This window comes from Methanobacterium sp. (assembly GCA_016222945.1).
Classification (GTDB): Archaea; Methanobacteriota; Methanobacteria; order Methanobacteriales; family Methanobacteriaceae; genus Methanobacterium_D.
In genome coordinates this window covers 19284-42496 of record JACRPY010000002.1, presented here as the reverse complement: position 1 = coordinate 42496, position 23213 = coordinate 19284, and the positions used below count along the sequence as shown (strand labels likewise).

The 23213-nt window shown below is 32.9% G+C and carries 23 protein-coding genes; 13 read left to right on the top strand and 10 right to left on the bottom strand.

The window, feature by feature from the left end; all coding sequences use genetic code 11:
- Nucleotides 1-204 precede the first annotated feature (204 nt).
- From HZC47_00230 to HZC47_00200, 7 genes are all read left to right on the top strand, one after another.
- Complete coding sequence (locus HZC47_00230; GenBank protein ID MBI5679316.1) at nt 205-912, top strand: DUF2162 domain-containing protein; 708 nt, start codon at nt 205-207, stop codon at nt 910-912.
- Nucleotides 913-925: 13 nt separating this feature from the next.
- A complete protein-coding gene (locus tag HZC47_00225) occupies nt 926-1594 on the top strand; it encodes a MotA/TolQ/ExbB proton channel family protein (GenBank protein ID MBI5679315.1) in 669 nt (222 codons plus the stop codon).
- Nucleotides 1563-1898, top strand: a complete 336-nt coding sequence (locus tag HZC47_00220; GenBank protein ID MBI5679314.1) for a DUF2149 domain-containing protein — start codon at nt 1563-1565, stop codon at nt 1896-1898. The genes HZC47_00225 and HZC47_00220 overlap by 32 nt, the downstream gene beginning before the upstream one ends.
- Before the next feature lie 479 nt (nt 1899-2377).
- On the top strand, nt 2378-3019 hold the full coding sequence (cbiM, locus tag HZC47_00215) for a cobalt transporter CbiM (protein ID MBI5679313.1): 642 nt from the start codon (nt 2378-2380) through the stop codon (nt 3017-3019).
- On the top strand, nt 3016-3327 hold the full coding sequence (locus tag HZC47_00210; GenBank protein ID MBI5679312.1) for a PDGLE domain-containing protein: 312 nt from the start codon (nt 3016-3018) through the stop codon (nt 3325-3327). Before cbiM ends, HZC47_00210 begins: the two co-directional genes overlap by 4 nt.
- A 94-nt stretch (nt 3328-3421) precedes the next feature.
- Nucleotides 3422-4249 (top strand): cobalt ECF transporter T component CbiQ, encoded by an 828-nt coding sequence (gene cbiQ / locus HZC47_00205; GenBank protein ID MBI5679311.1) that lies wholly within the window; start codon nt 3422-3424, stop codon nt 4247-4249.
- Nucleotides 4250-4508: 259 nt separating this feature from the next.
- Nucleotides 4509-4856 (top strand): hypothetical protein, encoded by a 348-nt coding sequence (locus tag HZC47_00200; protein MBI5679310.1) that lies wholly within the window; start codon nt 4509-4511, stop codon nt 4854-4856.
- A gap of 517 nt (nt 4857-5373) precedes the next feature.
- On the opposite strand, the gene msrA is transcribed toward HZC47_00200, so the two are convergent.
- A complete protein-coding gene (gene msrA / locus HZC47_00195; protein ID MBI5679309.1) occupies nt 5374-5868 on the bottom strand; it encodes a peptide-methionine (S)-S-oxide reductase MsrA in 495 nt (164 codons plus the stop codon).
- Between the two features lie 215 nt (nt 5869-6083).
- Here msrA and HZC47_00190 point away from each other — a divergent pair, with 215 nt between their 5' ends.
- From HZC47_00190 to HZC47_00175, 4 genes are all read left to right on the top strand, one after another.
- Nucleotides 6084-6980, top strand: coding sequence for an ABC transporter ATP-binding protein (locus tag HZC47_00190; protein ID MBI5679308.1), 897 nt, complete (start codon nt 6084-6086; stop codon nt 6978-6980).
- Nucleotides 6981-7011: 31 nt separating this feature from the next.
- Nucleotides 7012-8187, top strand: a complete 1176-nt coding sequence (locus HZC47_00185; GenBank protein ID MBI5679307.1) for an ABC transporter permease — start codon at nt 7012-7014, stop codon at nt 8185-8187.
- A gap of 126 nt (nt 8188-8313) precedes the next feature.
- Nucleotides 8314-9453, top strand: a complete 1140-nt coding sequence (locus HZC47_00180; GenBank protein ID MBI5679306.1) for an ABC transporter permease — start codon at nt 8314-8316, stop codon at nt 9451-9453.
- 114 nt (nt 9454-9567) lie between these two features.
- Nucleotides 9568-9915, top strand: coding sequence for a hypothetical protein (locus HZC47_00175; protein MBI5679305.1), 348 nt, complete (start codon nt 9568-9570; stop codon nt 9913-9915).
- Nucleotides 9916-9963: 48 nt separating this feature from the next.
- On the opposite strand, the gene HZC47_00170 is transcribed toward HZC47_00175, so the two are convergent.
- A complete protein-coding gene (locus tag HZC47_00170) occupies nt 9964-10977 on the bottom strand; it encodes a hypothetical protein (protein MBI5679304.1) in 1014 nt (337 codons plus the stop codon).
- A gap of 190 nt (nt 10978-11167) precedes the next feature.
- Between HZC47_00170 and HZC47_00165 the strand changes: the two genes are divergently transcribed.
- The gene (locus HZC47_00165) at nt 11168-12013 is read left to right on the top strand and encodes a hypothetical protein (GenBank protein ID MBI5679303.1); all 846 of its coding nucleotides are present in this window, start codon (nt 11168-11170) and stop codon (nt 12011-12013) included.
- A gap of 69 nt (nt 12014-12082) precedes the next feature.
- On the opposite strand, the gene HZC47_00160 is transcribed toward HZC47_00165, so the two are convergent.
- From HZC47_00160 to HZC47_00140, 5 genes are all read right to left on the bottom strand, one after another.
- A complete protein-coding gene (locus HZC47_00160) occupies nt 12083-12643 on the bottom strand; it encodes a phosphatidate cytidylyltransferase (GenBank protein MBI5679302.1) in 561 nt (186 codons plus the stop codon).
- Between the two features lie 42 nt (nt 12644-12685).
- A complete protein-coding gene (gene purL, locus HZC47_00155; GenBank protein ID MBI5679301.1) occupies nt 12686-14866 on the bottom strand; it encodes a phosphoribosylformylglycinamidine synthase subunit PurL in 2181 nt (726 codons plus the stop codon).
- 34 nt (nt 14867-14900) lie between these two features.
- On the bottom strand, nt 14901-18041 hold the full coding sequence (locus HZC47_00150) for an isoleucine--tRNA ligase (protein ID MBI5679300.1): 3141 nt from the start codon (nt 18039-18041) through the stop codon (nt 14901-14903).
- A 163-nt stretch (nt 18042-18204) separates the two neighbouring features.
- Nucleotides 18205-18378 (bottom strand): hypothetical protein, encoded by a 174-nt coding sequence (locus tag HZC47_00145; GenBank protein MBI5679299.1) that lies wholly within the window; start codon nt 18376-18378, stop codon nt 18205-18207.
- A gap of 198 nt (nt 18379-18576) precedes the next feature.
- Nucleotides 18577-19812, bottom strand: a complete 1236-nt coding sequence (locus HZC47_00140; protein ID MBI5679298.1) for a methionine adenosyltransferase — start codon at nt 19810-19812, stop codon at nt 18577-18579.
- Nucleotides 19813-20051: 239 nt separating this feature from the next.
- On the opposite strand from HZC47_00140, the gene HZC47_00135 reads away from it, so the two are divergent.
- Nucleotides 20052-20420 carry a DUF192 domain-containing protein gene (locus tag HZC47_00135; protein MBI5679297.1) on the top strand — a complete coding sequence of 123 codons (369 nt, stop codon included), beginning with the start codon at nt 20052-20054 and terminating at the stop codon, nt 20418-20420.
- A 40-nt stretch (nt 20421-20460) separates the two neighbouring features.
- Here the strand turns inward: HZC47_00135 and HZC47_00130 are convergent, their stop codons facing one another.
- The 3 genes from HZC47_00130 to HZC47_00120 all read right to left on the bottom strand — a co-directional run bounded on the left by HZC47_00130 (nt 20461) and on the right by HZC47_00120 (nt 23029).
- Nucleotides 20461-20853: a HEAT repeat domain-containing protein gene (locus HZC47_00130; protein MBI5679296.1), complete on the bottom strand. Its 393-nt coding sequence runs from the start codon at nt 20851-20853 to the stop codon at nt 20461-20463.
- An 88-nt stretch (nt 20854-20941) separates the two neighbouring features.
- The gene (locus HZC47_00125) at nt 20942-21640 is read right to left on the bottom strand and encodes a dihydromethanopterin reductase (acceptor) (protein ID MBI5679295.1); all 699 of its coding nucleotides are present in this window, start codon (nt 21638-21640) and stop codon (nt 20942-20944) included.
- A gap of 120 nt (nt 21641-21760) precedes the next feature.
- On the bottom strand, nt 21761-23029 hold the full coding sequence (locus HZC47_00120; GenBank protein MBI5679294.1) for a serine hydroxymethyltransferase: 1269 nt from the start codon (nt 23027-23029) through the stop codon (nt 21761-21763).
- Nucleotides 23030-23213: the final 184 nt, after the last annotated feature.

The following is a 23213-nucleotide window of genomic DNA, read 5'->3' as shown; positions in this document are numbered from 1 at the left end:
AACAAATATTTAGGATGTAATTAGAGTTAAGCCGTAATTTCACTTATTTTTTGTTTAGTAATAAATATGGGATTATAAATGGTATATGAGTAATAATAAGTGGATTAGTATTACTAAAAGGCTGAAATAAAGCTAAAAAGTAATAATAAAATGTAAATAGAAAGTATTATATATGCAGATAATGTAAAAATTGGAATGATTATTATGTTAGAACTATTATGGCAACTAGGGATATTATCGGCAGTTTTAGTGTTTGGTGTAAAAATTGGACTTGCAACAGGATTTGCAGGTCTTTCAAGAAAAGCAGCAGTAGCTATAGCCGCAGGATACGGTGTAGGAATATATATTTTGACATTTTTAATTTCAGGATACACTGATATTGTTTATAAAGTTGTATATGACTACAATTTTGCTATATTTCTTGCAATGGCAGTTGTTATCATATATGCAGGTTTCCACACTATCAGAGAATGGAAGGTGCACCGGAAAAACCATGCTAAAGCATCATGTGCAGCAATGATAGCACCATGTCCTTGCTGTTTTGGAGCGGTTGTAGCAGCAATTGTACTAGCTTCTCCATTTATAGGGGTTTCAACAGCTTTTATAGGTCAATACGCAGCAGTTTTCTTGAGTTTAACTATAATTATATTTTATTTTGCGTCTGATTTAATAGTAAGAGTTATTAAAAAGCCTTACCCGGTTTTACTGGGTAATTTCATGCTTTTTGTGGGATTTTACTTTTTAGCATCTGCTATAGTTATTCCCAATATAAGTATAGTCCTTCAATCCCCAATGAGCCCAATGGATTTAGTATCCATAGAAACACTCATTTATGCAGTATTATTTGTAATGATAATGGCATTTACAGGATTCTATTTAACAAAAAAGAAGAGTTATTTAATACAAAGATAAACAAGGTGATTTAATGGTAGCAATTCCAGGAAGTGACATGTTAGCAGCAGTTTTACACGTGATATCGCAAAGCCTCCTTATACCAGTTATTATAGGTCTTTTAGCCTTTATGGTTTATGCGATAGTTAGTTTTGGAGGTCTTATCTCAGAGTATTCAAGTAGAATCAAATTCGACGTTTTAAAAGTGGAAAAAATCATAAAAGATATTTCCAATCCCGGCACTCCTGAAAACATAATGGAAGTGGTTGAAAAGAGTGATTTACCCAAAAACCACAAAGAAATATTAATAAAACTGGCAGGATCGACTAATATAGGTTCTAAATCCAGAGAAGCTCTTGCAAGAAAATTAATTGAAAATGAAGAGCTTAAAATAGCTAAAAGTCTTGAAAAAACAGATATAGTAACAAGACTTGGGCCCACACTTGGATTAATGGGCACTTTGATACCAATGGGACCTGGATTAGCTGCTTTAGGTGCTGGTGATATTAATGGGCTTGCTCAGGCGATAATAATTGCATTTGATACTACTGTAGTGGGGTTAGCTGCAGGAGGTATTGCTTATGTGATTTCCAAGGTCAGAAAACGATGGTATGAGGACAACCTCACCACCCTTGAAACATTATCAGAATCAGTATTGGAGGTGTTAGACAATGCTTCGAAGGCAAAAGCGCCGGTTGCTTAACAGTGAAGATGAAGACCCCATGGCAGGTTCAGCTAATCTTGTAGATGCCATGCTGGTTCTTGCTGTTGGATTTTTAATATTTCTGGTGGTTTCATGGAATATGCAGAGTGTTGTTTTCTCTGATGCATCTCCAGAACAAAAAAAACAGACAATGCAAGCAATGCAAAAAGCTGCAGAAATTCAGCAGGGAAATGAAGTAAATGACACCCCACAAAGTCAATCAGGTCAAGGAAAGGGTTATGTTCAAATGGGAACAGTGTATAAAGACCCTAAAACGGGTAAATTAATCATGGTTGAAGGTTGAATCTTAAATTGGACATAAATAATTTAGGGAAAATCCTGAAAAAAGCTTTCATTAAAAAATAGTACCCATGGATTATAAGATTTAGGAAATGTAGAAATCAGATGATGGATATCATAAAATATTAATAAAAGTCATTATTTATAAGATTTGATTAAATAATTTTAGTTATGAAATTTCATTAGATGGGTTCTAAAATCAGTTTTGATACGTAAAACAAGATTTAATTATTACTTTAAATATATGAATTTCGAGTTTAGTAATAAAAAGTAATAAATTTATTTAGTAAAAGAATAGTTTAGTAATACCAACCCATACATTTATATTATAAAAGTTGAAACTATTAACGTGATTTAAAGGTGTTAAAGCAAATTTAAGTGGGTATTACATTTTCCCCTTAAAATAGTGGCATATTATTACTCTTAATTCTGTCATAGCGTTAGCTTTCGCCATTTAATGAAAATAAAAAGGAGGATAAAAATATGCATATACCAGATGGTTTTTTACCATTACTGCAAGCAGGCATATATTATATAATTACAATAGTTGCATTGTATTTTGCTCTAAACTGGGCTAAGGACAATCTTGATGAAAAACGTGTTCCAATGATTGCAGTATTAGCTGCGTTTATCTTTGCGATACAAGCTATGAATATCCCTATACCTTGGGGAACCAGCGGACACATGTTGGGTGCGGCATTAGTGGCAATTATATTTGGCAGCCCATGGGCAGCAGTACTTGTACTGGCAGTAGTATTGACTATACAGGGTTTTTTCTTTGGAGACGGAGGAATCACAGCTTTAGGTGCGAATATCCTTGATATGGGTGTTATTGCAGGTTTTACAGGTTTTGGAGTATTTAAAGCACTTCAAAAACTAAATTTATGGCTGGCAATATTCTTAGCAGGATGGGCATCTCTATTTGTAGCTGCACTGGCAGTGGCTATAGAAATGGCACTTGCCGGAACGTTCCCAGTTAATTTAGGTCTATTCTTCATGGGTCTCTATCATGCAGTGATAGGTATCGCAGAAGGAGCAATAACTGTAGTAGCAATTTTAGCTATTCAACGAGTAAGACCAGATTTACTTCCATGGAATAAAGTAGATGCCGAGGTGAACAAATGAGTCCTAAAAACAAAAAGTTTGTATTGGGCGGATTAGCAATTGCTTTATTAATAGCTATTCTTGCACCGTTTTTAGCTTCATCAAATCCTGACGGGTTGGAAAGTGCTGCAGAAAAATTAGCACCTAACCCTGAACCAGAACCAATGTTTGAAGCGCCTTTACCAGACTATTTAATACCTGCATTAGGAGAATCTCCAATAGGAGGGGTGGTGTCTATCGTATTGGGCACACTGATAGCATTTTTGGCCATGGTTGGCTTAGCTACTGTAGCTGGATGGTTTAAATCAGGAAATGGTTCAAGTAATTAATAGAATAAAAAAAGAGGTAAATAAACCTCCTATTTTTATTTTTTTTTAAAATTTTTATTTTAATTGGAATTTATATTGGAGAAAAAATATGGGAATGACAGAAACATTAAACATTATTGAAACAGAGATCCTGAAGGAAAGCATCCTTCATTCATTAGATGGAAGGGTCAAACTAATATTTTTAATGCTAATAATATTTTACGCTGTATTCAGCACACAAATAATAGTTTTAGTAGTATTAGAGGCTTATCTCCTATTATTGATTTATTTGTCAACCATATCATTTAAACGAGTATTTATGAGAATATTGTTACTTTTACCCTTCACTATTTTCATTATTGCTTTCCAGCCATTTATAACCCATGGAACCGTTATTTACGCTTTACCATTTGGAATAAACATAACATTTGAGGGGATATTATTTGGAGCACTCTTATTCTCACGAATCATAGTAACGTTAACATCAGTTGTAATCCTCTCTTCCATTAGCTCCATGCAGGAAGTGGTGGACTCCTTCCTGAAGCTGGGTATGCCCCGTGATTTTGCTATGATTTTAAGTCTTACGATTAGATTTCTATACATGTTCTACGACGAGTTAACTAAGATAACTAATGCACAGAAATCCAGAAACTTCGATATATTTAATAAAAAAACCACTTATATGTGGAGATTGAAACAGTTGGGTTATACGATAATGATGATGTTTCTGCGATCTTATGAACATGGGGATTCCATTTATATGAGCATGCTTAGCCGTGGATATTCAGATGAATCTAAGCTCTATAATTATGGTAAAAGAAAAATTGGAACAAATGAGTATGTTTTTATTTCAACTACATTAGTGTTGATAATATGTCTACAGATTTTAGCTATGTTTTTATTTTCTAAATTGGGCATTTGGGGAATGATAATAGTAAAATGAGAAACAGGGAGAATGATCATGAAACAAACTATTATTCAAACAGAAAACATGAGTTTCACTTATCATGAGAGTACACTGGCCTTCACAATATTTTACATTTGGTTAAAACTACTCCATTTACAAACTCTCGCTTGCATTAGGAGACGATAACTATCATAAACTGTTACATGTCCTAGAAGAAACTTCAAAGAACGAAAAAAATCAATATAATCTTTTTATCCACAATTTTCTATGAAATAAAATAGATTTAGGTGTAGAAATGGAATATGTTAAAGGATCAGTGATTTATCAGCAGGAATCATATAAAAGAAAGCTCAAAAGCGGTAAAATCAGGAGATACAGTAAAGAAAGATATCAAATAATCATCGATGAAGAAAACATATTTCAAAATCAAGATATGATTATAATTATGAGAGAAAAGGATTTTAATAATCTATCTGATCATATCAATGATTGTGATGCCATTGCAACTAAAAATAATGATTTAAAATCTACTATTAATGAGTTAAAAAATAAAATAAGAATATTGGAAGAATATAATCGATATTTAGAGTTGGATAATAAAGTACATTCTAAAAGATATAAAAGCAATTATTTTACACAATAATGATCACAATCATAAAAACTGTAATAAAAGAGATATTTTAGTGACTATATGGCTGTAAATTTGGATAAAGGGATGATTGACGCTTGAAATTCAGCAAAGAGTGATAGAACAGGGAATGGTGATCTCAAATAATAAATATAATCTGATTGGATTAAAATTATAAAAAATTTGGTTCTACATATCCATATGGTTTAGATATTTCTCCTTATATTTATTTTAATAATGTATATAACTTTTAAAAATTTTATTTAATGCTGATTGGAACATAAACTAATAAGTTCCTGTTTATAATAGTTTTAATTTAAAATTAAGGATTTATAGGAGTAATTATGTAATTAACTTCATTGAATTTAAGTGATTTATACACTTGCAATGTATGTCACTAATTGTAAATTCTTATTATTAATTTGCTAATTCACAAGATCTATAGATATATTTTTCAAAAAAGATCTTAAATCAGATGTATGCAACGTTAAAAGCATATATTATAGAAAAAACCTACTTTTTAAGTGTTTATTTAGAATTTACAGCTTTTATGACCACTTTTTTTAAGATATTGTTGATGGTAATCCTCAGCCATGTAAAACTTAAAATCAGATGCAGGAACTATTTCAGTTACAATATCTTGGCTATACAATGATGATTGCTGTAATCTATCCTTTGATTCTCTTGCTATATTTTCTTGCTCTTTATCATAATAAAAAACAATAGATCGGTACTGCTCACCTATATCTGGCCCTTGCCGGTTAAGGGTGGTTGGATTATGGATTTTCCAAAAAATATCTAATAGTTCTTTGTAGTTAATTACTGAAGGGTCGTAAATAATCTTAACAGTTTCAGCATGACCTGTTTTTCCAGAACAAACGTCTTCATAAGTTGGATTTTCTTTATGCCCTCCCATGTATCCTACTGCAGTAGATATTACTCCTTTTGTAGTTCTAAATGTTTCTTCCACTCCCCAAAAGCATCCGGCGCCAAAAACAGCTTTTTTATATTCATTTGTCCCTGCCATTTCTATCACATCAAAGATTAATTAAAATTGTTTATTGATATGTTCTAAAATGATTAAATTTTTGGGGATGTATTTTATTATTTGTGGTTATGGGTAAATCAAAAATGGTTAATTAGTAGTTTTCAAGTTCATGTGAAAATATTTACATTTAAAAAGAGTATATAACTATGGAGACTTGAAAGATGAGCATGCATGACTCAAAAATTTCTGAAAATATGATACATATAAGCTCTCTTACTAAATATTTCGGTAAAATACAGGCTTTAGACAATCTTAACCTGGATATTAAAAAAGGAGAGCTTATGGGACTTATAGGTCCAAATGGGGCCGGTAAAACCACTGCAATACGAATAATATGTGGTATTTTAAAGCCTGATGAAGGAAATGTTTTTGTTGGAGATTATAATATCTTAAAGGATCCCATTGAGGTTAAATCAATGATTGGTTACCTCCCAGAGGAACCAAACCTGTATGAACGATTTAAGGCACGTGATCTCCTCAGATATTTTGGAGAATTATATGGAGTTCCAAAAGAAAGGCTTAATGACAGAGTTGATGAACTTCTTGAGCTTGTAGGGATGACAGACCGTGCAGAACACAGAATAAACACATTTTCCAAGGGTTTACGCCAGAGGATAGGGATAGCAAGAGCTTTGGTTCATGATCCAGAAATCATAATTTTCGATGAACCTACAATGGGACTTGATCCAGCTACCTCTATTTCAATTAGAAAGTTTATTGAAGGCCTTAAAGGCGAAAAAACCATAATTTTATGCACACATTATATGGATGAAGCAGATATGCTTTGTGATCGGGTAGCCATTTTAAGTACAGGTAAAATAATGGATATAGGAACTCCTGAATACTTAAAAGCAAAAATTCATGGGAAAACCATTCTCCAAATAAAAATTAAGAATTCAGATATTAATATTGATAAAATCAATGCCTTTGATTCTGTAGGAAATGTTGATTTAAAGGGTGAAAACCTTTCTATATCTTTAAATTCTAAAGAAGAAATATCTGACATAATTGGCATTATTGGCCATAATGTGAAGTATGTAAACACTAAAGAACCATCATTAGAGGATGTATTTATTCATACCGTAAAATAAAATGTTATAACAGTTATTTACTGGTGTTAATATGAGATTTTGGACCATAACCAAATGGGAGTTTAAAAATACTCTGAAAAGCAGGAAATTTTTAATGATATTTTTCCTGCAGATTTCAGTCTTAGTTTTAATGATAATGTTCTTTAACCTCTTTATGGCCAATATAGAGTCTGAAAAAGGCGTTACATTATCTCCTTCTCTTACAGGATTTGCTACAATTGATGTGTCAGATAACAGCGGAGTATTTGCCAAACAATTGAATCATGAAGTTTTAGATGTAAGATTATTGAGTTATAATGAATCAATGAGTAATTTAATTAATGGTAAAGTCACAGCAGCTCTTATTGTGCCTGAAAGTCCCACGGGAATTGATAAATATCAGGCCATTAATATCAATCTTTTTTTAGACTATGCGGATCCAAAACGTAGCGTGGTCTCAGAAGAGGTTAATTCCACAGTTAAAGCAATTTCATCAGCAATTTCGAATCAATGGATTGATTCTGTAGTTCCTAAAAATACAGTTGAATCTACAGTTAAAGAAGAAAAAACAGGAGAATCTTTACCTCTAAAACTCATCAAAAGAATGATGGTGGTAATATTGCTATTCCTTCCACTTTTCCTTTTTGGAAATATGGTTATTGACAGTATTGTTGGTGAAAAAGAGCGAAAAACAGGAGAAATATTAGTAGCAATGCCTTTAAGCCATGCTGAAATTATTATTGGAAAAAATTTTGCTGTAGTCTTAACCATAGCGCTACAAGTAGCTTTATGGATGATTATACTTTTAGGAGCAGGATTTGACATTAAAAACCCTATTTCAGTTTATGTGATAATAGTTTTAACTGCTATCCCTATAATTGGTGTAACAAGCATTGTGGCTTCATATTCAAAGAATTACAAGGAAGCAGGAATTGGACTGAGCTTCATTTATATTATAATTGTGGGATTTCTTATAGTCCCTGCCCTAGCATTCCTCTCAAAGAATACTGCTGGTTCCAATATATCTCCAATGACTCTTGTAATGCGCATATTTTCAGGTGAAAACATTCCTATTACTGATTATATGGTATCAATAGTTTCTATAGTTGTTATAAGCTTGATTTCATACTGGATTTCAATAAAACTCTTTAAAAGGGACGATATTACATTTGGACCAAGACCAGGTATTATAAAATTTACTCTTAAGTTGATAGGTATAAAAATTTAGAAATTATAAATTATTATAAATTTAAGGAAAAATTTTAGCATAATAATTAATGGATTAACCATTTAGGAAATAGATCGAATGCATAGAAAACATGTTTTTAATCACACGTAGTTTACAGGAGATAACATGAAAGTACTTGCACTTGCAAAAAAAGAAGCCCAAGATATATTAACCAACAAAATTTACATTATGGTGGTATTTGTACAGATATTCATAATCATTGGGGCATTTGGTTTGGGGATAGCAAGCTCTGTTATCACTGATCCAACACTTCTTGATAAGTATGGAGCTACATCATCCCTTAAAGTAGGGATTTCAGAAGATTTAACTAATTCAAATATTGTAACTGATTTAAAAGCTCAAAATTTAAACTTGATCTATTTTAATGATATTAAAGATGCAAATGCATTGCTTGGATCGGAATTAGTTGCTGTAATTCAGGTTTCACCCCCTCCCAATGAAGATATTGTATTCCAATCAGATACTTCCAATGCATTTTATCCTATAGTCTCACAAAAAATAAATGCTGCTGTAAATAAGTTTAGGCTGGAAAAAAAACTTCAATCAGCAGGGTTAAATCCTGATCAAATCCAAAAAATTCAAAATCCAGTGATTTTAAATGAAATTAAGGTCAATGAAAATAATCAACCTAGATTAACTGTAAATAACTCCTATTTTGTGGAGATAATGTATGGATTTATTGTACCCTTTGTACTTCTTCTTCCATTCTTCCTTGCCAGTAACATTGTAACTGACAGCATAGTTGGTGAAAAAGAGCGAAAAACGTTTGAAATGATTCTTATGACTCCTCTTCCAAGTTCTATGGTTATAATCGGGAAAATTTTGCCAATACTTTCGTTTTCTATGATTCAAAGCATTGCATGGATTATTTTACTGGATATACTGGGAGTTCCAATCTTCAATTCATTTATTCTAATTTTTATCCTCTTTTTTGTTGGTTTAGGGTTTATTGGTATTGGAATTTTGATATCCATGATTGTTGACAGCACTAAAGAGGCAAATTCAGCCATAACTCTGGCATTAATGTTTGCAACATTCCTTCTTTTTATCCCTCTTTTTATAAAGATCCAGTATTTTGGAGGTATTTTAGATGTCATTCCAACGGTTTTAATGGTTAAATTGTCCTCAACACCAAATATATCATTAGAAACATTGCTATTTTTAATTCCAACAGTTCTAATATCAATTTTAATATTTGGGCTTACTGTAAATTATTTCCGCCATGAAAGAGCAATTAGACTTTAAATAGAGGGTATAAACATTTTTTAAATACCATATAAGTTTTTAAACAAAATATTCTTTTTATAAGAAGCTAAAAAAAATAAATACTAAAAGTACATACTCATAATCGGTGATTTGATGTCTGTGGATTTAAAGAAGTTACGTGAAGAACGTTTAGAGATAGAAAATCAAATATATGCTGAACTAAAGAAGATTTCACAAACAATAAATAAGTTTACAGAAGAGGGAGATGCAATAGAGATTATTGCAAACCATTCTTATAAATTGCAAGTAGCTAATGGAGATATCTTAATTATAATGGATACTGGATCAATATTTTTTAAGGATATGAGGATTTCCACAGATTTCCAACTTATTAAACTGGTTTTGGAGCGTCAAGATGAAATTTACAATAAGTTCATAGAGTTTAATCAGCGTATGGTTAAAATAGGGAAAAATATCAGTGAAAGGTACATTAAACAGTAAAAATATGTATTTAGTTTAATTTTCAAAAAAGGGCAGATTTCAAGGAATTTAGATCCATACATACGCATTCCATGAAAGGAAAAATCCATCACATTTGCCCTTTAAATCATCAGTTAAACTGGATAATAGCAATTTATCATGTATATTTCCAGGTACTTTGATTATCATTTTGTTATCAATCTTTTCAAGACTTAAAACAGTGTAACCATTAATATCTATGTTATCTGAAGGATTTATAACTGTTATTTCATGGAAATCCGTGTTAGTTCCAACTATTCCAATAGAAAACCTTAGTATAATAAATAAAATTATTATAATCCACGGTGCTATGACACCTTTCACTGATAACGGGTTTTTAACGAAATACACCAGTAAAAGACCAAACAAACCAAGTAATGCTGGTGTTGAGAACAGTCCACCATCAAGCATTCCAATTAAAGAAACAGTTAATGAGAATGCAATTATCACTTTATGAAAATCTCTTTTTTGGCTTAAAGCAATTAATCCAGTTAAATAAACCAAGGGGAACATAATAAAAATGGCAAACGCAATTATGGGAATATATTGGGCTATGGAAAGTCCAGTATTCACTCCTGAAGGAACATGTATTCCTAAAACTTGAATTAAATATCCTAAAATTGATTTAAATATATGGCTATGGGTTATACTGGTGGTACTGGCTTCAGGATTAAAGGATATGAACATGGTAAATGGAGAAACGCCAAATTTGAACCGAACCCAGAATTCAAGTAATATTCCAAACAAATAGGTAAATAATATGATTATAATAGTGAATTTAAGATATTTATGGCCATCAAAGCTGAATTTAGGGTTTATTGATGATATCTTATTTGCAATAGTTCCTTTTTGTTTGAATAATGGATAAAAAAGGAGCATGCTGCCCATTAAACCGAAAAGAAGCACAGATTTACCTTTAGATGATCCTTCTAAAAAGGGGTAAGTAATGCTTAAAATGATCTGATCTAAATAATGCGTAGCCAATAGGAAAGCTGCAAAAAGCATCATGAGAATTCCGATTATGTTCAAAGGTTTTAAATGCAATCTATCTGCTCCATAAGTATAAATTATAATTAAATTTTAAACAAACTTTTCGTTAATTAGTGTATTTTTATTAATTAAGTGTTAAATTAATTAGTTAACTATTTAACATTATATGGGTATTTCCACTAATTTAATTGGGATTAGTGGTTCATATAATTTAAATATGATCTTGATAATATAGTTTATATTGATGATTAGGAATAAATTAATTGGAATAATATTGATATTTCTATTTTTAGCTGCATCAATTGCAGTTGTACAATACACTCAAATCACTAATGAACCAAATAATCCTCCAGAAAATCATTTAACACTCCAAAAATCCAATCATGTGGACGTTTATGGAAATACTGATGTAGATATTTACAAATTCATAAGTAAAAATCAGGGTAAGAAAGTTGCATTTATTTTAGGAGTTCATCCTTACGAATGGGAGGCCCATAAAGCATTTTACGATGCAATATATCAATTTACTTCTTCTCCTACTTTTAAAGGAGAAATTGATATTTACTGGGTTCAGGTTCCTCTTGAAGAGGGAAAGCTGTATGATGAAGGTAGAGAAACCGGTGAAAAATCTACAGCTGCATTTATTGTCCCCATGATAAAAACAGGAAAATATGACGCTGTTTTTGATATTCACAGTGCAATGGAAGGATATCCTTACAAGGGAAAACCTCCTTATAAGGGCGGGCCAAAATGGTATTTTTACTACGCACCAAATAATGAAAGCTACAAACTTTCTTATAACTTATCTAAATCACTGGGATGGGTTATTACACTGGATGAAGACGAAGAAGATTCAGTTGACGATGAGGAAGAAGATTCTTATGATGAGGATACAGGAGACTATGATACTAGGATTTTAGATCCATTAGGGCTCTCTGGAATTCCATTTATGGTATTAGAATGGGGCTGGTGTAAACCAGAATCTCTGTGGGAAGAGAATGGAAAAATAGATTTAAACGCTACAGAACCAGGGGAATATGAAGATAAACTGAAACATGCATTAATATTTTTAGAAAAAATAGAAACTTAGGTTTTAAATGAACTTAATTCTATTAAATTAAACTTAATATAATTTAATACACTTTGCAGTAGCTTGTAGCTACATAAAGTAAATTACCAGACTCATTGCAAATCCAGAAACTATGGGGATAGGAATATTGTCATCTATAGGACTATATGCTTCTGTTATTGCACCACATAGGGCTCCAAATAATGCGGGAAGTAATGGAAGTTGAGTTAAGGCTCCTACAAAGCCGACTACAAAAAATGCGAGAGTTCCAACATAGGTTTTTCTTTCATTGAATGGTAAATGAGTTTTACCAAACATTTTTCCAAAAATAGTGGATGCAGAATCTCCAAATAGAAGAATAATAATGGCAGCATTGGCAATGGCAATATTAAATTTAAATAAATAAATTGTTATTATAATCCCTACAAAAAAATATACAAATCCTCTTTCATCATCTTCACGTTTAGATATCCTTAAAATAGGGGAAAATAACGGTATTTTTCTAGTTTTATCTATTCTAAAGATAGCTTCTACAAAAAGAACAATGGAAATGCATATAAGAATTACTATAACGGGATCAAGAACCATTCCTAAAAAAATGATGAAAACGCCTGATGCATGTATTAACTGCCTTGAATATTCTTTTTTCATAACATCAGGCCATACATTTTTTAATTAGCAATTATTCTAAATTTAAGCCATAAATTTCTCAATAACGCCATGATATGATTCTTTAAGATTATCAACACTAATAATCACTGAATCTTTATTTATGATTAAATCATCACCTTTAACTTCACCAATAATAGATGCAGGAGCATTAATTTTACTTAATAACTCATTGGCATGTTCAGGTTTAACAGTAATCACAAATCGTGCATTTGATTCTGAAAAAAGTACTTGAGTATCACTCATGTTCTTATCATCAACTGGAACTTTAGAAATATCTAAATCAGCCCCTATGCCTCCGGAAATTGCCATTTCTGCAATTGCAATTCCCAATCCTCCAGATGAAATATCATGAATCGCTGTTATAGCATTATCTTTGTCTTCATTGATTAATTTTAAAACATCACTTGCAGACTCAAATTCAGACTCAATATTTACTTTAGGAGGATTACCCTGAACAACACCATGTACAGATTTATGATACTCGGAACCATCAAGCTCAGAGTATGTTTTTCCAACTAAAATGATTTTATCTCCTTCATTTTTGAAATTCATGGTTTTAATATTTTCAATATCCATTAAACCTGCAACACCAACTACAGGTGAAGGATTTACAGTTACTCCCTCAGTTTCATTGTAAAAACTCACATTTCCACTTATTACAGGAGTATTAAACTTATTTGCAACATCAGACATCCCTTTTATACACTCTTTAAACTGCCAGAATACATGGGGCTTTTCAGGATTCCCAAAATTCAAACAATCCACAATACAAACTGGTTCAGCACCCATTGACACAACATTTCTTATAGCTTCAGCAACGGCCCCTGCTCCACCATGGTAAGGGTCAAGCTTTGTAAATAGACTGTTACAGTCTGATGTAAGTGCAATGGCCTTTTTATCATCAATTCTTAGAACTGCTGCATCATCTCCAGGTTTAACTGCAGTTCTTATCTGTACTTCATGATCATACTGTCTATAAACCCATTTTTTACTGGCAATATTTGGTGAAGATAGAATTTTATGGAAAGCTTCTTCAAGATTAATTTCATCTAATTCCAGATATTCATCAGTTTCATCTCCTCCACAGCTTTCTAGTGATGGATTGCATGATTCTCTTTCGATAACTGGCGGATCTGCAAGGAGATCAGTTGGAATATCTGCTATAATCTCTCCTTTTTTTGTAATGACCATGTTTTGAGTATCTGTAACTTTACCAATTGCTGCGGCAGGTAATTCGTATTTTTCAAATATTTTCATTAGTGAATCCACATCTTCAGGTTTTACAACAAAAACCATTCTTTCTTGAGACTCAGAAAGCATTATTTCATATGCAGTCATTTCTTCTTCTCTAAGTGGAATTTTTGTAAGTTCTACTTCAGCTCCATTTCCACATTTACCTGCCATTTCAGAAACACAACAAGTTAAACCGCCACCACCAAGGTCTTTAAGTCCAACTACATCAATTTTATCTAAAGCTTCAAGTGAAGCTTCTAAAACCATTTTTTTTGTAAAAGGATCTCCTACCTGGACTGCAGGTCTATCTTCAAGTTCAGATTTAGATGTAAGCTCTTCAGATGCGAAGGTCACACCATGAATACCGTCTCTTCCTGTCCTTCCCCCCATAAGAACAAAGATATCACCTACATTAGGTGCAATTCCCCTTACAATATCTCCTTTTTTGACAAGTCCGGCACATACAACATTTACAAGGGGGTTGAATTTGAAGTTTTCATCAAATTCTACCTCTCCACCAACTGTTGGAATTCCTACTCTATTTCCGTAGTCTGATATTCCTTTTACCACATATTCAAAAATATAACGTGATCTTTGATCTTTAAGAGGCCCAAATCTTAATGAATCCAGCAATGCAATGGGCATAGCGCCCATAGAAATAATATCACGTATTATTCCACCAATACCTGTACCTGCCCCTCCATACGGCTCGATAGCTGAAGGGTGGTTGTGGCTTTCCATTCCAATTACAAGTGCAAGTTCATCTGTAAGTTCAACGATTCCTGCGTCGTCTCCAGGGCCAATTATGACGCGTTCCCCTTCTGTTGGAAATAATCTTAATATGGGGCGGCTGCTTTTATAAGAACAATGTTCTGAAAACATTATGTCTAACATGCCCAGTTCTAATGAATTTGGTTTCCTTCCAAGCTCTTTTTTTACATATTCACATTCAGAATTTGTTAAGGTCATTTTATCACGCTGCAATAATATGTTTAAATAATTATCATGTCTTTTTGATGGTTATTTTAAGATTTTCATCCTCTATTTTCCATTCTTTGGTATAATCCCCTTCTTCGTGTTTGAAGGCCATTTTTTCGGCACGTACTTCATGGGAGATGAAATCAAAGAAGGGATCAATTAATTCTTCAAAACCATGATCACATTCAATAAATACATGAATATTAGCCTCTACATCGAGATCAAGGTCTTTTCGCATGTCTTGAATTCTTCTTATAAGTTCTCGAGACATTGCTTCAGATAATATTTCATCTGTAACTTCTGTATTTAAAAATACATTTCCCATATTGAAATCTGCACTTACAAGATTTTCTGGAAGTTCTGTTTCAAATAAAATGTCTTCTTCGCCAAGTTCTATAGTTTTAGTATCGACAAGAACTGAATAAACTCCTTTAGCATTTAATTCTTCTTTTATCTGTGCACCATCAGCTTCATCAAGTTTTTGCATTACTTTGGGGGCATCTCCCCTAAGTTTTGGACCTAAAGTTTTTAGATTAGGTTTGGCAATGATTTTGAGGTTTTCAAATTCATCAGTTGCAATGATGTCTTTGGTATTAGCCTGCTCCATTATAACAGCTTTAAGGGATTCAACAGCTTTTAAAACATTTTCATCCTCTGAAACCACAACAATCTCTTTTACAGGCCATCTAAGCTTGTATCTTGCAACATCTCTTCCTCTTGCACATGCTTCGATAATATCTCTAACAATATCCATATTTTCTTCTAAATCAGTGTCAATAAGGCTTTCTTTGAACTCCCAATCCTCCATATGCACACTTTCTGGAGCATCTTCTTCCACTCCTTTTACCAGATTTTGATAGATTTCTTCGCTAATATGTGGATTTATCGGAGCCATAACTTTGATTAAAAGCTTTAAAACATTGTAAAGTGTGTAATAAGCCCCTAATTTATCAGGATCTTCTTTTTCGACCCATGTACGTCCCCGAATAAGTCGTATATACCATCGGCTTAAATCTTCTAATATGAAATTATTTATAGCTCTTGTAGCCTTATGGAGATGTAGGGAATCTAGAGCATCTGTTACTTCTTTTGCAAGTGAATTAACACGTGAAATAATCCATCTGTCTTCATCTCTTAATTTAATATCGTTTTCGGTGTATAATGTGGGGTTGAAATTGTCTATGGTCATATAAGTAGTTGAGAAAACATAAACATTCCATAATATGTTAAACATTTTATTAACATTTTTAATCTCATCCCATGTGAATTTAAGGTCTTCCCATGGCTTATTTCCCCATAAAAGATAGAAACGTAGTATATCAGCCCCGTATTGTGCTATGACTTCATCTGGTTCAACAACATTTCCCAAAGATTTACTCATCTTTCTACCGTCTTCATCAAGGGTAAAACCATGCATTAACACTTTTTTATATGGTGTTTGGTCAAATGAAATCACACCACACCCTAATTGAGAATAAAACCATCCTCTAGTTTGATCATGTCCTTCGGTTATGAAATCGTAGGGGAACCATTCTTCAAACATTTCCTTTTCCTGCGGATAATGTAATGCTGCCCATCCTGCCACTCCTGAATCGATCCAAACGTCTAAAACGTCAGGAACCCGGTTCATGGCACCTCCGCATTCACATTTAATGGTAATTTCATCAACGTAAGGGCGGTGTATGAAGTCTCCCTCTAATTTTCCTTTAACTGCACGTTCTTTTAATTCTTCGATAGAGCCTAAAACATTTATTTCCCCGCAATCTTCACATTTCCATATTGGAATTGGAATTCCCCAGTATCTCTGCCGTGATATGGTCCAGTCTCGTGCATTTTCAATCCAGTTACGGAATCGGCTTTCACCAGCCCATGAAGGCACCCATTCAACTTTATCTAACTCACTGAGCATCTTATCTTTGATTTGAGTTATTTTAAGGAACCATTGCTGTGTTGCAAGGTATATAATTGGAGTTTTACACCTCCAACAGAACCCGTATCGGTGATTAATCACATCTTCCTTAAGGAGAAAGCCGTGCACATCTAAATCAGATATAATATGAGGATCAGCATCTTTAACAAATTCACCTTCATATTTACCTGCTTCATCTTTAAATATTCCTGCATCATCTACTGGACAAAATATGGGTAAACCATATTTTTTACCTATTTCAAAGTCGTCTGGACCATGTCCAGGTGCAGTATGAACACAACCAGTACCTTCAGTTAAAGTTACATGTTCTCCAGGCAATATAACATGTTTAAACTTATTATGGATAGGTATTTCCTCTACAAGAGGGTTTTGATATTCCATTCCTTCCAAATCGGAACCTTTAACAACTTTAATTACATTGTAATCTTGACCTTCAAATAGAGATTCAACAAGAGCTTCTGCCATTATATAAACTTCATCTTTAACATTTACGTAAGCATAATCAAAATCAGGATGAATACACACTGCCAGGTTTGCGGGAAGAGTCCAGGGAGTGGTTGTCCAAACAAGAATAAACTCATTTCCATCTTTTGAATTATTTAATGGGAATTTAACATAGATTGAAGGGTCTTCTTTGTTTTCATAATCTATTTCTGCCATTGCAAGTGCTGTTTCGCATCGAGGACACCATGTTATAACTCTAAGGTCATTTATAAGAAGATCCTTTTCATGGGCCTTTTTAAGAGTCCACCAGCAAGATTCCATGTATTTAGTTTCAAAAGTAACATAAGGGTTATCCCAATCCATCCAAACCCCTAATAATTTGAACTGTTCAGTCATTAATGCCTTATTTTCTATTGCAAATTCCTTACATTTCTCAACAAAGTTAGCAATTCCTATTTTGCTTTCAATCTCTTTTTTACTTTTAAGTTCAAGCAGCCCTTCCACTTTATGTTCTATTGGCAGTCCATGAGTGTCCCATCCAGCCTGTCTACGTAAATTAAATCCAGACATACTTTTAAAACGTAGAAATGTATCCTTTATTATTTTATTCCATGCGGTTCCCAGATGTATTCTTCCACTACAGTAAGGAGGTCCGTCTAAAAAGGAATAATTAGGCATATCTTCCCTTAATTTCTTTGTTTTATTGTATATATCGTTATCATTCCAGAACTTTTGGATGTTCTCCTCGATTAGCTTTGTATCGTATGATTTTTGAGCCTCTTTTATTGGCATGCACATTCTCCTTATTATTTTGATATTTGTAATTGGGATGTAAGAATCAACGGTTTTAATGATTATTTTTATGGATTCTTACATATTTCATTAAAATTTATCCTTGAATTATATCTGGTTCGCAGATATTTAAAAGTTAATGCATAAAAAATATTTTAAATTTTTAGTTGATATCATTGGCAAAATAGAAAAAAATATAAGTATCTTTAATACAAGGATATAATGCATCCCCGATTACAACGATACTTGCTTTTTTTAATGATAGTATCGCCTCCGAGGGGATGCAACACCTACTATTTTTAATTTGATAATAATCTAATATTCGTTCGACGCCCATTTGTCACCCTCTTGTTTGAACTCTCATAGTAAAGGGGCGTCAAATAACTTTTTTTAAAAAACTGTTTGTAAGAATTGATTTTTTATTAATTAAGGCCATGCATCATGAGAATATTTTATAAAGTAAGGGTCATATTAATTAAATGAAATCAAGCAAATAAAAAAAATTAAAAATAGAATTTAGAGGACATTTAATGGATTAGAATGTCCTTATTTTGCCTTTAACCAGCATATCTGTAATGCCTGTTATGTCATCCAGCCATGATTCAACTACTTTTTCCACTTGTTTATTGATAGTGTCCATTTGGTAACCGTTTTCAAGTATGACCTGAGCACTTGCAGCTTTAGGATTGTCTACTGGTTTTCCTATTTGACTTAAAAGCATTATTTGAACTTCTTTTACGCCTTCAACATTTTCAGCGATATCTTCAGCTATTTTGTTTGATAAAAGGTTGTATATTTTACCAACGTGGTTTATTGGATTCTTACCAGAGGTGGCTTCCATAGACATTGGCCTATTAGGTGTTATTAATCCATTAGCACGGTTTCCACGCCCAACAGAACCGTCATCACCCATTTCTGCTGATGTTCCAGTTACAGTGAGGTAGTAACCTTCTTCGCTTTCACAGGAGTGGTTATCTGCAGTGTTAATATGTACTTCTACACTTCTTTCTGTATGGTCTTCTGCTAATTTGGTTATTATTTCTTTAAGCTCTTCTTTAACGTTTATATAGGTGTCACGTCCGTCAACATATTTAGATACCATTGCAGAAGCTACAGTAAGAGTTATATGGTTATCATCTCTAAGTCCCATAACTTTAATGTCTTCACCCACTGCAGGATATTTCTTTTTAAAATCTTTTGAATTTAATAGGTTTTCTGCAGCTAAAACTATGTTTTCTGTTTCTGAAAATGGAGCATAACCTACTCCAAATGAAGTATCGTTAGATGAAGGTGCTCCGCCCTTTCTTCTAAATACGTCAGTTAAATCACCAGAACCATGTCCTATCTTACATTCCACAACAGTGGAAGTTTCAACATCAAGATTTATGATATTTTCCTTTAAATAGTCCTTAGCAGCAGTTATTGCTATTCTATCCAGACCCATCTTTTTTATTTCAATTTTCCCACCTACTTCTTCATGGATCTCGGAAATCCCTCGGCCTGTTAGGAGAATATCCATTGGTTTCATTATTTCTCCGCCACCAAATTCTGGAGCGGATTCTCCTGCAGTAATCTGGACTTCATCAGTGTTATGATGCATTATTTCCCCAAATCTTTCAATGTATGCATTACATAAAGCTCTGCTTACAGACTCGGCTATCCCATCACTGATACTGTCTGGATGGCCAATACCTTTCCTTTCCACTACTTCCACTTCTTTTTCTTCAATTGGTTTTTGAATGAGCTTTTCAACAAAAATATTTTTTCTCATAGTCCGCCTCCCTTTTTGAATATGAATAAGTCATAAAACGTAACTTAAATTAAACTTATGATCCCATTTCTTCTTATTTTTTAAGATATTTAAATTTATTCTTACATATTATATTTTATTCTTACATATTATATATGATAAAATACAATAAGTTAAGAAGATCAAAATTTAACGATAATGAAAGGTTATAACTCTTAATAAACATTATATAACTTAATAAAATAGATGGGGACGTTAATATGGAAATGATAGTAATAAATAAAACTAAAAATACAAATCTTGGGGAAAGTGAAGTTGCTGACACATTTTTTTCAAGATTAAGAGGCACAATGTTTCAAAAAGAACTTCATCGTGGACTTATATTAAAACTTCCAAGTGATAGAAGCAGAAGTGGTTCAGCTATTCACATGTTTTTCGTGAGATTTCCACTGGATATTATTTTTGCAGATAACGATAAAAAGGTAGTGGATACAGTTTCAATTGATCCCTGGAAAACATATACGCCTAAAAAACCGGCAAAATATGTTATAGAAATGAAAAAAGGCACAATTAAAGAATCGAATACAGAAATTGGAGATGAACTGGATTTCACATGTAATACAGCTTAATTTAACTGAAAATATATGAAAAATTAATGAATTTAATGTTTTACAATCTTTCTTTTATTGATTTTAAAGCCACTTGGGCAACTTTGTTGACCATTGGATTTTTATCTTCAGCTGCTTTTTCAAGAGGCTTTATAGCTCTTTGGTCTCCTATTCCTAAAAGACCTACAGCAGCAGCGTATTTAACACTTGCCTTTTCATCATTTAAAGTTTTAATTAAAGGTTCAACAGCTTTTTTATCATCCATCACGCCAAGCGCAAGTGCAGAAGCTTCCCTAACATGATAATCTTCATCAGCTAATGCTTCAATTAAAGGATCTACTGCATCGGGGTCTGCTAATTCTGCAAGAAGTTCAGCAGCATCTTCTCGTCCTCTCCAATCCCCATTTTTTAATTCGTCTACAAGGTAATTTAAATCTCTTTTTGGGTCTTCCATGAAATACCTCCTCTATATAATTTTGTTTTCCAAACTTTAAATAATTAAGTCATTAAAAAAAAGTTTGTTTTGAGTAAATAAATCAGTACTATAAATTTAAATGGTCTTTTAACATGGAAGGATGCTCTATAACTTCTAAATCTTCAAATTCATAGAGTTTTGCAGTATTTGCAATGTCAATTTCCCTCATATAAATTGTGATTAATCGCCCTGCTGAAATTGCAGAAAAGGGACATGCAACTGCACATGCACCGCATCCTTGACATTTAAGAAGATCTATCTCAATTCCAGGAGTTATAGCATTACCTGGACATGCAGCAGCAGCTTCACAGACTTCACATCTTTGACATAAATCTAATTCAAGTTTAGATGGCAATACAGTTTCTAAATCTCCTGATTCAAGATCTACAGGGACAATAACAGTTTTAACTTTACCTTTACCTGCTTGGGCAACAGCATTAGTAAGCAACGAATCAGCAATACCATTTGCTATTTTACCGATGGTATTTGATGTTGTGGGAGATACAATGAGAAGATCATATTTTCCCAGTGAAAAACGTCCAGTTATAGGAAAACTGAATTTTTGATCATTTTCTTTAACTAATTCATTATAATAACCACCAGTAATCATTTCTACCCTTTCATAAAGCCCATACATTTTAAGAACTTCTTCACCAGCAGCAGAAAGCAAAACTGTTACATTATGGTTCTTTGATATTTTCTCAAGTAGTTCGACACTGTCTAAAAGTAGGTGTCCGGCTCCTGTAATTCCCCAAGCGATTTTCATTCAATCTCCTCAGATAAATATGACTTATTGCTTATTTAAAACTAGAATTAATATATAATATTCTGGTATTTATAAAATTAGAAATTAAAAATAAAATGAGTAAAAAAGAGGTTTAACTCATTAAAACTCGATGTATTTGTAGGCTTCATCTTCACTAAACGCGTAATGAACCTTCGTATATTGACTCATAAACTCTGAAACTTCTTCTTTAACATCTTTACCATCCATAGCCACCATTTTTATAAATTCGGCCACTTCTTGCATATGGGATTCCTTTAATCCTCTTCTGGTTATCTCTTGAGTACCTACTCTTATTCCTGATGGATCATCAGTTCTTTTACGGTCATCCCATGGCAAAAGATTCTTATTCAAGATAATATTGTTGTTTTCCATGTCTTTAGCCATTTTAGCTGCGCTACCTATCTTTTTAACATCCATAGCAACCTGATGAGACTCTGTAAATCCTTGATCTTCGCATAAAACATCGAAACCAAGTTCATACAGGTTTTGGGCAAGTGATTTAGCATTTTTAACTATTTTATCAGCATAATCACGACCAAATTCAAGCATCTCTGCTAATGTGATACCTAAAGCTGCAACATGGTGAAGGTGATGGTTACTTACAACACCAGGGAACACTGCTTCATCAATTGTATCTTTTAATTTGTCAGTAGTGAGAATTATTCCTCCTTGAGGGCCAGGTAAAGTCTTATGAGTACTTCCAACAAGTAAATCCGCCCCTTCTTTTAATGGATCCTGGAATTTACCTCCAGCTATAAGGCCAAGAACATGGGCGCCATCGTACATCACTTTTGCACCTACCTCGTCAGCTGCTTCCCTTGCATCTTCTACAGGATGAGGGAATAGGAATAAACTGCCACCAAGAAGAACTATTTTGGGCTTATTTTTAATAATTTCTTTTTTCATGGCATCAGCATCAATATTCATCTTGGCACTGTCAAAAGGATGTGAAAGAATCCGTAAACCTCTTATTCCGGCTGCACTAACATTTGCATGGCTTATATGGCCACCTACAGGTACATTTAGTGCCATGAGAAGGTCATTAGGTTTTGTAAGTGCGAAAAATGATGCTAAATTAGCCACAACACCTGAATTTGGCTGTACATTGGCATGTTCTGCATTAAATAATTTTTTAGAAAGGTCTATTGTCAAATTTTCAATATCGTCAATATATTCACAACCTTCATATAGCCTTTCACCAGGTAAACCTTCAGCATATCTGTGGGATAGATCAGTAGCTAAAGCTTCTTTTACAGCACTACTTGTAATGTTTTCACTTGCAATTAAATTTATACTGTTTTCCATCCATTTATGATGCTCTTTAGTTAATTCTTTGATTTGTTGAGCGTACTTTTCATTTTCAAACATTAAATATCCTCCAAATAAATGTAAATTAAGTTAGCTTTATGTAGATATGTATAAAATAAATGAATATAAATACTTTCAAATATTTTATTTTGTAAACGATTTTAATTATGTTGTTTGATTAATGAGTGGTTTAATTCAAAAACAGAACAAATGAAAGTCTAAATATAATCAGAAAAAACAGCTA

Excerpts from the sequence above, each read along its gene's own strand:
- HZC47_00185 (MBI5679307.1), top strand. The coding sequence starts at position 7,012 with ATGAGATTTTGGACCATAACCAAATGGGAGTTTAAAAATACTCTGAAA.
- cbiM (MBI5679313.1), top strand. The coding sequence starts at position 2,378 with ATGCATATACCAGATGGTTTTTTACCATTACTGCAAGCAGGCATATAT.
- HZC47_00190 (MBI5679308.1), top strand. The coding sequence starts at position 6,084 with ATGATACATATAAGCTCTCTTACTAAATATTTCGGTAAAATACAGGCT.
- purL (MBI5679301.1), bottom strand. The coding sequence starts at position 14,866 with ATGACCTTAACAAATTCTGAATGTGAATATGTAAAAAAAGAGCTTGGA.
- HZC47_00135 (MBI5679297.1), top strand. The coding sequence starts at position 20,052 with ATGGAAATGATAGTAATAAATAAAACTAAAAATACAAATCTTGGGGAA.
- HZC47_00130 (MBI5679296.1), bottom strand. The coding sequence starts at position 20,853 with ATGGAAGACCCAAAAAGAGATTTAAATTACCTTGTAGACGAATTAAAA.
- HZC47_00220 (MBI5679314.1), top strand. The coding sequence starts at position 1,563 with ATGCTTCGAAGGCAAAAGCGCCGGTTGCTTAACAGTGAAGATGAAGAC.
- HZC47_00175 (MBI5679305.1), top strand. The coding sequence starts at position 9,568 with ATGTCTGTGGATTTAAAGAAGTTACGTGAAGAACGTTTAGAGATAGAA.
- HZC47_00180 (MBI5679306.1), top strand. The coding sequence starts at position 8,314 with ATGAAAGTACTTGCACTTGCAAAAAAAGAAGCCCAAGATATATTAACC.
- HZC47_00230 (MBI5679316.1), top strand. The coding sequence starts at position 205 with ATGTTAGAACTATTATGGCAACTAGGGATATTATCGGCAGTTTTAGTG.
- HZC47_00200 (MBI5679310.1), top strand. The coding sequence starts at position 4,509 with ATGGAATATGTTAAAGGATCAGTGATTTATCAGCAGGAATCATATAAA.
- HZC47_00210 (MBI5679312.1), top strand. The coding sequence starts at position 3,016 with ATGAGTCCTAAAAACAAAAAGTTTGTATTGGGCGGATTAGCAATTGCT.
- HZC47_00145 (MBI5679299.1), bottom strand. The coding sequence starts at position 18,378 with ATGGGCGTCGAACGAATATTAGATTATTATCAAATTAAAAATAGTAGG.
- msrA (MBI5679309.1), bottom strand. The coding sequence starts at position 5,868 with ATGGCAGGGACAAATGAATATAAAAAAGCTGTTTTTGGCGCCGGATGC.
- HZC47_00150 (MBI5679300.1), bottom strand. The coding sequence starts at position 18,041 with ATGCCAATAAAAGAGGCTCAAAAATCATACGATACAAAGCTAATCGAG.
- HZC47_00125 (MBI5679295.1), bottom strand. The coding sequence starts at position 21,640 with ATGAAAATCGCTTGGGGAATTACAGGAGCCGGACACCTACTTTTAGAC.
- HZC47_00160 (MBI5679302.1), bottom strand. The coding sequence starts at position 12,643 with ATGAAAAAAGAATATTCAAGGCAGTTAATACATGCATCAGGCGTTTTC.
- HZC47_00225 (MBI5679315.1), top strand. The coding sequence starts at position 926 with ATGGTAGCAATTCCAGGAAGTGACATGTTAGCAGCAGTTTTACACGTG.
- HZC47_00140 (MBI5679298.1), bottom strand. The coding sequence starts at position 19,812 with ATGAGAAAAAATATTTTTGTTGAAAAGCTCATTCAAAAACCAATTGAA.
- HZC47_00120 (MBI5679294.1), bottom strand. The coding sequence starts at position 23,029 with ATGTTTGAAAATGAAAAGTACGCTCAACAAATCAAAGAATTAACTAAA.
- cbiQ (MBI5679311.1), top strand. The coding sequence starts at position 3,422 with ATGACAGAAACATTAAACATTATTGAAACAGAGATCCTGAAGGAAAGC.
- HZC47_00165 (MBI5679303.1), top strand. The coding sequence starts at position 11,168 with ATGATTAGGAATAAATTAATTGGAATAATATTGATATTTCTATTTTTA.